The sequence below is a fragment of the Pseudomonas folii genome (genome assembly GCF_014357575.1).
Taxonomy (GTDB): Bacteria; Pseudomonadota; Gammaproteobacteria; order Pseudomonadales; family Pseudomonadaceae; genus Aquipseudomonas; species Aquipseudomonas folii.
This window is the reverse complement of sequence record NZ_JACONW010000019.1, coordinates 45,664-54,504: the sequence shown is the minus strand read 5'-3', so window position 1 is coordinate 54,504 and position 8,841 is coordinate 45,664. Positions and strand designations below refer to the sequence as shown.

General features: G+C 55.5%; 11 protein-coding genes. 7 read left to right on the top strand and 4 right to left on the bottom strand.

The genetic code is table 11. The features are described 5' to 3' along the window. Window positions 1-17: 17 nt before the first annotated feature. Both H8S59_RS06770 and H8S59_RS06765 read right to left on the bottom strand, forming a co-directional pair. Complete coding sequence (locus H8S59_RS06770; protein WP_176469898.1) at window positions 18-938, bottom strand: GlxA family transcriptional regulator; 921 nt, start codon at window positions 936-938, stop codon at window positions 18-20. A gap of 334 nt (window positions 939-1,272) precedes the next feature. Continuing rightward, window positions 1,273-2,310, bottom strand: a complete 1,038-nt coding sequence (locus H8S59_RS06765; RefSeq protein ID WP_095096390.1) for an NADP(H)-dependent aldo-keto reductase — start codon at window positions 2,308-2,310, stop codon at window positions 1,273-1,275. 255 nt (window positions 2,311-2,565) lie between these two features. Between H8S59_RS06765 and rplM the strand changes: the two genes are divergently transcribed. The 7 genes from rplM to H8S59_RS06730 all read left to right on the top strand — a co-directional run bounded on the left by rplM (window position 2,566) and on the right by H8S59_RS06730 (window position 7,513). Then, window positions 2,566-2,994, top strand: a complete 429-nt coding sequence (rplM, locus tag H8S59_RS06760; RefSeq protein ID WP_027900224.1) for a 50S ribosomal protein L13 — start codon at window positions 2,566-2,568, stop codon at window positions 2,992-2,994. Window positions 2,995-3,008: 14 nt separating this feature from the next. Then, the gene (gene rpsI, locus H8S59_RS06755; RefSeq protein ID WP_002555064.1) at window positions 3,009-3,401 is read left to right on the top strand and encodes a 30S ribosomal protein S9; all 393 of its coding nucleotides are present in this window, start codon (window positions 3,009-3,011) and stop codon (window positions 3,399-3,401) included. 251 nt (window positions 3,402-3,652) lie between these two features. Continuing rightward, window positions 3,653-4,246: a ubiquinol-cytochrome c reductase iron-sulfur subunit gene (gene petA / locus H8S59_RS06750; RefSeq protein WP_095096387.1), complete on the top strand. Its 594-nt coding sequence runs from the start codon at window positions 3,653-3,655 to the stop codon at window positions 4,244-4,246. After that, a complete protein-coding gene (locus H8S59_RS06745) occupies window positions 4,246-5,457 on the top strand; it encodes a cytochrome b (RefSeq protein ID WP_187520902.1) in 1,212 nt (403 codons plus the stop codon). Before petA ends, H8S59_RS06745 begins: the two co-directional genes overlap by 1 nt. Next, a complete protein-coding gene (locus H8S59_RS06740; RefSeq protein WP_187520901.1) occupies window positions 5,457-6,239 on the top strand; it encodes a cytochrome c1 in 783 nt (260 codons plus the stop codon). The genes H8S59_RS06745 and H8S59_RS06740 overlap by 1 nt, the downstream gene beginning before the upstream one ends. A gap of 225 nt (window positions 6,240-6,464) precedes the next feature. Beyond that, window positions 6,465-7,082: a glutathione S-transferase N-terminal domain-containing protein gene (locus H8S59_RS06735; RefSeq protein WP_095096378.1), complete on the top strand. Its 618-nt coding sequence runs from the start codon at window positions 6,465-6,467 to the stop codon at window positions 7,080-7,082. Between the two features lie 17 nt (window positions 7,083-7,099). After that, window positions 7,100-7,513, top strand: coding sequence for a ClpXP protease specificity-enhancing factor (locus H8S59_RS06730; RefSeq protein WP_095096375.1), 414 nt, complete (start codon window positions 7,100-7,102; stop codon window positions 7,511-7,513). A gap of 67 nt (window positions 7,514-7,580) precedes the next feature. On the opposite strand, the gene H8S59_RS06725 is transcribed toward H8S59_RS06730, so the two are convergent. Next, on the bottom strand, window positions 7,581-8,159 hold the full coding sequence (locus tag H8S59_RS06725) for a BON domain-containing protein (protein WP_087264859.1): 579 nt from the start codon (window positions 8,157-8,159) through the stop codon (window positions 7,581-7,583). Continuing rightward, on the bottom strand, window positions 8,156-8,749 hold the full coding sequence (locus H8S59_RS06720; RefSeq protein WP_027900231.1) for a phosphoheptose isomerase: 594 nt from the start codon (window positions 8,747-8,749) through the stop codon (window positions 8,156-8,158). Before H8S59_RS06720 ends, H8S59_RS06725 begins: the two co-directional genes overlap by 4 nt. Window positions 8,750-8,841: the final 92 nt, after the last annotated feature.

Here is an 8,841-nt window from a genome sequence, read left to right as displayed (position 1 = left end):
CCTACAGGTGATGCCCGTTAAGCAGCTTGCTGAAACTGCTGCCGATACTGATTCGGCGACAGCTCCGTATGTTGGCGAAACAGTCGGGCGAAGAAGCTGGCGTCGTCGTAGCCCACTTCGTAGCTGATGGTCTTGATGCTTTTGCGCGTGCCGGACAACAGGCCTTTGGCGGTTTCGATGCGTAGCCGTTGCAGGTAGTGCAGCGGCTTGTCGCCGGTGGCGGTCTGGAAGCGGCGCATGAAGTTGCGGATGCTCATGCCATGATTGCGGGCGACATCTTCAAAGCGGAATTTGTCGGCGAAATGCTCTTCCAGCCAGTGCTGGATTTGCAGGATCACGACATCCTGATGCAGTTTCTGCCCGCCAAAACCCATGCGACCCGGTGCATAGTTGCGTTGTACTTCGTACAAAATGTCCCGGGCAACGGCTTGCGCAACGTTGGCGCCGCAGAAGCGCTCAATCAAATAGATGTACAAGTCACAGGCTGACGTCGTGCCACCTGCGCAGTACAGATTGTCGGCGTCTGTCAGATGTTTCTCCTGATTCAACAGAACTTTCGGAAATCGCTCACCGAAGTCGTTGAAAAATCGCCAGTAGGTCGTCGCTTCCTTGCCGTCCAGCAGGCCGGATTCTGCCAGCCAGAATACGCCACTGGCTTCACCGCACAGCACCGCGCCGCTGGCATGTTGTTCGCGCAGCCATGGAATGACTTGGGGATAGCGCAGGCGCAGGGCGTCGAAGTCATCCCAGAATGCCGGGATCACGATGACATCGCTCTGGCCGAGGTCGCCATCGACGGGCAGTACCACGTCGCTGAAACTGCGCACGGGCTTGCCGTCCGGGCTGACCATGCGTGTCTCGAAGGCGGGGACTCTGCCCAGGCCCAGCTGTTTGCTGTAGCGCAGTGCAGCGAGGTGAAAGAAATCCTTGGCTTGCATCAATGTGGAAGCGAACACCCCGTCAATAGCCAGGATGCTGACGCGCCGCAGGGGCGCGGAGGCGTGAGTCGACATATTCTTTTATTCTTATATGGGGAAGTGGTCAGTTTACGGCTGGATCGTCTTATTTTTTGGCGAGTGTGTCCAGTTCTGGAATGTTGAGCAGGCTACTGGAGATTTTCATCCGGGTTTACTCGGTTTTTGTGGGAGCGGTGCATGCCCGCGATAAGGCTGGACGCGATTTACTTTAGATCGCGTCCAGCCTTACCGTCGGAATGCCGCCAAGACCAAGCACCGCTCCCCAGAGCCGCATTTCAATTTTGAGATGGGCAAGTCAAGGCGCAGGATTCGGATGATCCTTGTGAATCGCCTCAATACCCGCCAATACCTCGTCGGACAACTCCAGCCCGAAACTGGCAATGTTGCTGTCCAGTTGTTCGAGGGTGGTCGCGCCAATGATATTGCTGGTCACGAACGGTTGGCGAGTCACGAAGGCCAGTGCCATTTGTGTCGGCTCCAGGCCGTGCTCGCGGGCAAGTGCCACATAGCGGCTGCAAGCTGCTTCCGATTGCGGATTGAAGTAGCGGGTGAAGCGACTGTAGAGGCTCAGGCGACCTTTGGCCGGGCGAGCGCCTCCTTCGTATTTGCCTGAAAGCATGCCGAACGCCAGAGGTGAGTAAGCCAGCAGCCCACATTGTTCGCGAATGGCGACTTCGGCCAGACCCACTTCAAAGCTTCGGTTGAGTAGGTTGTAAGGGTTCTGGATTGACACCGCCCGCGGCCAGCCACGGCTTTCGGCCAGTTGCAGGAATTTCATGGTGCCCCACGGCGTCTCGTTGGACAGGCCAATGTGGCGAATCTTGCCCGCCTTGACCTGCTCGTCCAGTGCTTCGAGGGTCTCTTCCAGCGGGGTGAAGTCTTCTTCTTTGTGGGTGTAACCCAATTTGCCGAAGAAGTTGGTACTGCGCTCGGGCCAATGCAATTGATAAAGATCGAGGTAGTCGGTCTGCAGGCGCGCCAGGCTGGCATCGAGTGCCGCCACGATGTGTTCGCGGTTGTGCTTGAGGCTGCCGCCGCGAATATGATCAATGGCATTGCCTGGGCCCGCGATCTTGCTGGCCAGGATCCAGTCGGCGCGGTCACCTTGCTGCTTGAACCAGTTGCCGATGATTGTCTCGGTGGCGGTGTAGGTTTCTGCTTTTGGCGGAACCGGGTACATCTCGGCGGTATCAAGGAAATTGATACCGGCTTCTTTGGCGCGCTCGATCTGGGCAAAGGCTTCAGACTGGCTGTTTTGCTCGCCCCAAGTCATGGTGCCGAGGCAGATTGCGCTGACTTTCAGGTCGGTCCGGCCAAGTTGGCGGTAGTCCATTTGCTTCTCCTCAAGTAAAGAACCATAAAAGCAGGTTGATATTTATTTCGCAATCCGCATAATCCCGCGGCTCTTTGCAGTGGAAGTGATGCGCCATTTGCCAGAGAGACATGTTTGCCGTACCACAGATGCGCCGACCCGAGCCCTCGGCAGCGTCTGTATAACGGCTGCCTTTGACATGCTGCTTGTCAAAGTACGATCTATTCAGTAAGATCAGCCGTCTCAATTTATCAGGGCGGCCCCTGAGGCTAAATAATGAAAACTTATACTGCTAAACCGGAAACAGTTAAGCGCGAATGGTTCGTAGTCGATGCTGCTGGTCAGACCCTCGGTCGTCTGGCTACAGAAATCGCTAGCCGTCTGCGTGGCAAGCACAAAGCGGAATACACCCCGCACGTTGACACTGGTGACTACATCGTTGTTATCAACGCTGAGCAAATCCGTGTTACCGGTGCTAAAACCACCGACAAAATCTACTACTCTCACTCCGGTTTTCCGGGCGGGATCAAGTCGATCAACTTTGAAAAGCTGATCGCCAAAGCTCCTGAGCGTGTGCTCGAGACCGCGGTTAAAGGCATGCTGCCTAAGAACCCGCTGGGTCGCGACATGTACCGTAAGCTGAAAGTCTATGCGGGCACTGCACACCCTCATACTGCTCAGCAGCCCCAAGAACTGAAGTTTTAACGGAATAGTTGATTATGTCGGCGACTCAAAATTACGGCACTGGCCGTCGCAAGACCGCTACCGCTCGCGTTTTCCTGCGTCCAGGTACCGGTAACATCTCCATCAACAACCGTTCGCTGGATAATTTCTTCGGTCGTGAAACTGCCCGCATGGTAGTTCGTCAGCCGCTGGAATTGACTGAGACTGTCGAGAAGTTCGACATCTACGTCACCGTGATTGGCGGTGGTGTAAGTGGTCAAGCTGGCGCAATCCGCCACGGTATCACTCGCGCTCTGATGCAGTATGACGAAACCCTGCGCGGCGCTCTGCGCAAAGCTGGCTTCGTTACCCGCGACGCCCGTGAAGTTGAACGTAAGAAAGTTGGTCTGCGTAAAGCGCGTAAGCGTCCGCAGTACTCGAAGCGTTAATTCGCACTTCGTTCAAGAAGAACGCCCAGCCTCCTCACGGAGCTGGGCGTTTTTTTATGCGTGCCTTATACGTGTGACAACATGACTCATTTGACGCAGGCCCCGTATTACAAGGCTTTCGGCTTTTAGTGAAAAGTAATTCCCTTGTGGTTTGAAGGGTTTTTATCTACCATCCGGCAAAATTTAGATACATGGATTTTTAAATTAGACGCCTGATCGAACAGGCCATATAGCTGATGGGAGAGGACGGAATGAGCAATGACGGCGTGAATGCAGGCCGGCGTCGCTTCCTCGTGGCGGCCACATCTGTGGTTGGTGCAGCAGGAGCGGTGGGGGCGGCGGTCCCGTTCGTAGGGTCATGGTTTCCTAGTGCCAAGGCGAAAGCCGCAGGCGCACCGGTAAAGGTGAACATCAGCAAGATCGAAGCAGGGCAGCAGATGATCGCCGAGTGGCGCGGTCAGCCGGTTTTCATTGTCCGTAGAACCGATGAGATATTGGGCAACCTCGGCAAAATCACTGGCCAGTTGTCAGACCCGGAATCCAGGAGCTCAGTCCAGCCTGCTTACGTTGACCCTGTTGTACGATCCATCAAACCTGAAATCCTGCTGTTGATTGGTATCTGCACCCACTTGGGTTGCTCCCCGACTTACCGTCCTGAAGTAGCGCCAGTCGATCTGGGCAAGGATTGGGTCGGTGGTTACTTCTGCCCTTGTCACGGCTCACATTACGACCTCGCTGGCCGCGTCTATAAATCTCAACCTGCACCTTTGAATCTGCCAGTGCCGCCGCATTTCTATGAGTCGGACAACATTATCGTCATTGGCGTCGATCAGGAGAGCGTGTAATGAGCAAGTTCATGGATTGGATTGATGCTCGCTTCCCCGCTACCAAGATGTGGGAAGACCACCTCAGCAAGTATTACGCGCCCAAAAACTTCAACTTCTTTTACTTCTTCGGCTCTCTGGCCTTGTTGGTGCTGGTCAATCAGATCCTGACCGGGGTCTGGCTCACAATGAGCTACACGCCGACGGCTGAGGAGGCGTTTGCGTCCGTTGAAGGCATCATGCGTGATGTGCCTTACGGCTCGATCTTGCGTTTGCTGCACTCCACCGGTGCTTCGGCATTCTTCATCGTCGTGTACATGCACATGTTCCGCGGCCTATTGTACGGCTCATATCAAAAGCCTCGTGAACTGGTGTGGATCTTCGGCATGCTGATTTATCTGGCGCTGATGGCTGAGGCGTTCATGGGGTATTTGCTGCCCTGGGGGCAGATGTCTTACTGGGGTGCGCAGGTGATCATCTCGTTGTTCGGCGCCATTCCGGTTATCGGTGATGACCTGACGCAATGGATTCGCGGTGACTACCTGATCTCAGGAATCACACTCAACCGTTTTTTTGCGCTCCATGTGGTTGCGCTGCCGATCGTGGTCCTGGGCTTGGTCGTCCTGCATATTCTGGCGTTGCATGAAGTGGGATCGAACAACCCCGATGGCGTCGATATCAAAAAGCACAAAGACGAAAACGGCATTCCTCTGGATGGAATTCCCTTCCACCCGTATTACACCGTGAAAGATATCGTCGGGGTTGTCGTCTTCCTGTTTGTGTTCTGTTTTATCGTGTTTTTCTTCCCAGAAATGGGTGGCTACTTCCTCGAAAAGCCTAATTTCGAGATGGCAAACCCGTTCAAGACACCCGAACATATTGCACCTGTCTGGTACTTCACACCGTTCTACGCAATTCTGCGTGCCGTTCCAGACAAGCTGATGGGAGTCATGGCGATGGGCGCCGCCATCGCGGTCCTCTTCGTGTTGCCATGGCTGGATCGCAGTCCAGTCAAATCAATGCGCTACAAAGGCTGGTTGAGCAAAATCTGGCTGCTGGTGTTCTGTGTGTCCTTCGTGATCCTCGGTGTGTTGGGTGTCATGGCTCCAACGCCAGAACGCACGTTGCTGTCGCAGGTCTGCACTTTCCTGTACTTCGCCTACTTCATTCTGATGCCGTTCTATACCCGGCTCGAGAAGACCAAACCGGTTCCAGAAAGGGTGACTGGCTGATGAAAAAGCTATTTGCTGTATTGATGCTTGCGGCTCTGCCAATGCTGTCGTTCGCAGTCGAGCACGGCGGTCCTGAGCTGGAAAGTATCGACATCGATGTGTCGGACAAGGCCGCGATGCAGGATGGGGCGCGGACGTTCGTCAACTACTGCATGGGCTGTCATAGCGCTAAATTCCAGCGTTACGAGCGTGTTGCGGATGATTTGGGCATTCCTCATGAGCTCATGCTGGAGAAGCTGGTGTTTACCGGCGCCAAGATCGGCGATCACATGAACATCGGCATGCAATCAGCTGACGCGAAGGCCTGGTTCGGCGCTGCTCCGCCGGATCTGACGCTGGTGGCACGGGTGCGCGGTACAGACTGGCTGTATGGCTACCTGCGCTCGTTCTATGAGGATCCGGCACGTCCATGGGGTGTGAACAACACCGTCTTCCCGAATGTCGGGATGCCCAACGTGCTGGCCGGTTTGCAAGGTCGTCAGATCATGGGCTGCAAGCAGATTCAGGTGGTCGAGGAGGGCAAGAAACAGTATGACCCGTTGACGGGCGCACCACTGACGCACGAAGCATGCGATCAACTGACGATTGTCCCCAATACGGGCAGCCTGAACCCGGAACAATTCGATGAAAAGATCAAGAATCTGGTGACCTTCCTCGCTTATTCGGCGAACCCGACGAAGCTCCAGCATCAGCGGATCGGGACGTATGTGTTGCTGTACCTGGCCTTCTTCTTTGTCTTTGCTTATCTGCTCAAGCGTGAATACTGGAAGGACATTCGCTGATTGTTTGTAACGCTGAAGTAACACTTGCGCCCTCGGGCGTCTCTTTTAGGCAATAAAAGCAGGGCAAATGTGGTTGTGACGACAAGATTGCAGAATTTGCTGCGCGTAAATGAGCTATCTTGTCGCCCGCGATGACCACTGCCTCAATGCGGTTGTTGTCGGAGGCGTCCGAGGGCGCGTCCGTTTTTGTGTATTCGATAAATTCAACAAGCGAGGAGGATCGCCATGGGCGTGACCAACCGGTTGGCCTGTTACTCCGACCCCGCCGACCACTATTCCCACCGCGTGCGCATCGTGCTCGCCGAGAAAGGTGTCAGCGCCGAGATCATTGATGTTGTGACGGGTACCCACCCGCCCAAGTTGATCGAGGTGAATCCATACGGCAGCGTACCCACCCTGGTCGATCGTGATCTGGCGTTGTACGAGTCGACTGTGGTGATGGAATATCTGGATGAGCGTTATCCGCACCCGCCGTTGCTGCCGGTGTATCCGGTCGCACGCGCCAATAGCCGCCTGCTGATCCACCGGATTCAGCGCGACTGGTGCGCTCAGGTGGACCTGATTCTGGATCCGCGCAGCAAGGAATCTGCTCGTGCGGTAGCTCGCAAGGAGCTGCGTGAAAGTCTGACCGGCGTTTCGCCATTGTTTGCCGAGAAAGCTTTTTTCCTCAGTGACGAGCAAAGTCTGGTTGACTGCTGTCTATTGCCCATACTCTGGCGTTTGCCTGTTTTGGGTATCGAATTGCCGCGGCCTGCCAAGCCGTTGCTTGATTATATGGAGCGCCAGTTTGCGCGTGAGGCATTCCAGGCAAGTCTGTCTGCTGCCGAACGTGACATGCGCTAAGGCCTAAGGAGCCGTTGATGAACTCCAGTCGCCCTTATCTGATTCGTGCTCTCTATGAGTGGATCGTCGATAACGATTGCACCCCGCATATGCTGGTCAATGCGGAATATCCGTCGGTGCAGGTCCCGCAAGGGTTTGCCAACGATGGGCAGATTGTCCTGAACGTTTCTCCGTCTGCTGTGCGTCATTTGCACATGGACAACGATGCAGTCAGTTTTGAAGGCCGCTTTGGCGGTGTCCCGCATACCCTGTACGTCCCTGTAGGGGCGATTCTGGGCATTTATGCCCGGGAGAATGGCCAGGGTATGGTTTTCGATCTGGAGCCTCCTTTCGAGGATGATGACACCATCGATGGGGATGATGATCTTCCACCACCGGATACCGAGCCACCGCGTCCGAGCGGTCGGCCGAGTCTTAAAGTGGTCAAGTAATAAGCTTCACACGCGTAACAAAAAAGGCGACCTCAGGGTCGCCTTTTTCATGTGCATGAAGTGGAAGTCAGTCGATGTACTCGAACAGCTTCACGATCTTCTGCACGCCGGAAACGCTCTGTACCAGATTGGTTGCACGCGTAGCTTCCTGCTGCGTCACCAGGCCTAGCAGAAAAACGATGCCGTTCTCGGTCACGACTTTGATGCGCGAGCCGGGGATTGCACTGTCGGTCAGCATCTGGCTTTTGATCTTGGTGGTCAGCCAGGCGTCATTGTTGCGGGCCAGCAAAGAGGAAGGCGCCATAACCTGTAGCTCGTTGTTGACCTTCTTCACCCGTTGTACGCCGCTGGCTTCTTTTTCGGCCAGGGCTTTGAGGTCTGCACGGGGAGTCTGGCCAGCCAGCAGCACAATGCCGTTGTAGCTGGTGACAACGATGTGCGAGTTCTGATCCAGATCAGGGCTCGCCTTGGCGATGTTCACGGCTGCCTTGGTTTCAATCAGCGAGTCATCGATTTTGCTGCCGAAGGTCCGCGTCCCGCGATCGTCTTCAATCGGGTTGTCGCGGGTAGCAGTCAGCACCGAGCTGCATCCGCTGATGCTTACGCACAGGGTCAGGGCCAGCAGGCTGAGACGATTAACGGTCATTCTTCACTCCCGAACAGTTGGCTGTCGATCAAATCGCACAAGCAATGAATCGCCAGCAGGTGGACTTCTTGAATTCGTGCGGTGACTTTCGCCGGTACGCGGATTTCCACGTCTTCAGGCAGGAGCAGCGAGGCCATGCCGCCGCCGTCACGTCCGGTCAATGCTACGACAATCATTTCGCGGTCATGTGCGGCCTGGATCGCTTGAATTATGTTCGCCGAGTTGCCGCTGGTGGATATGGCCAGCAGCACATCGCCCGGCTGGCCCAGTGCGCGGATCTGCTTGGAGAAGATCTCGTTGTAACTGTAGTCGTTGGCAATCGAGGTGATCGTCGAGCTGTCGGTTGTCAGCGCAATGGCCGGCAGGCTAGGGCGCTCACGTTCGAAGCGGTTGAGCAGCTCCGATGAAAAGTGCTGAGCATCGCCAGCCGAACCGCCGTTGCCACACGCGAGCATTTTGCCCTCGTTGAGCAGCGCATTGACCATGACCTGGCTGGCTTGCTCGATGTGGGGGGCAAGGACTTCCATTGCTTGCTGCTTGGTGTCGATGCTGGCCTGAAAAAGCTGGCGAATTCGGGATTGCATGTCCATCTGGGGTGACCTTAATTAGAACGTATCGCGGCTGATCGGCTGACACGGAGGGGGAAGCCCTCGGCGCAACGCGGTACAGCCCGCAGAGCGAA

Coding starts and splice junctions, on each gene's coding strand:
- H8S59_RS06740 (WP_187520901.1), top strand. CDS start 5,457: ATGAAAAAGCTATTTGCTGTATTGATGCTTGCGGCTCTGCCAATGCTG.
- H8S59_RS06765 (WP_095096390.1), bottom strand. CDS start 2,310: ATGGACTACCGCCAACTTGGCCGGACCGACCTGAAAGTCAGCGCAATC.
- H8S59_RS06745 (WP_187520902.1), top strand. CDS start 4,246: ATGAGCAAGTTCATGGATTGGATTGATGCTCGCTTCCCCGCTACCAAG.
- H8S59_RS06735 (WP_095096378.1), top strand. CDS start 6,465: ATGGGCGTGACCAACCGGTTGGCCTGTTACTCCGACCCCGCCGACCAC.
- petA (WP_095096387.1), top strand. CDS start 3,653: ATGAGCAATGACGGCGTGAATGCAGGCCGGCGTCGCTTCCTCGTGGCG.
- rpsI (WP_002555064.1), top strand. CDS start 3,009: ATGTCGGCGACTCAAAATTACGGCACTGGCCGTCGCAAGACCGCTACC.
- H8S59_RS06725 (WP_087264859.1), bottom strand. CDS start 8,159: ATGACCGTTAATCGTCTCAGCCTGCTGGCCCTGACCCTGTGCGTAAGC.
- H8S59_RS06770 (WP_176469898.1), bottom strand. CDS start 938: ATGCAAGCCAAGGATTTCTTTCACCTCGCTGCACTGCGCTACAGCAAA.
- rplM (WP_027900224.1), top strand. CDS start 2,566: ATGAAAACTTATACTGCTAAACCGGAAACAGTTAAGCGCGAATGGTTC.
- H8S59_RS06720 (WP_027900231.1), bottom strand. CDS start 8,749: ATGGACATGCAATCCCGAATTCGCCAGCTTTTTCAGGCCAGCATCGAC.
- H8S59_RS06730 (WP_095096375.1), top strand. CDS start 7,100: ATGAACTCCAGTCGCCCTTATCTGATTCGTGCTCTCTATGAGTGGATC.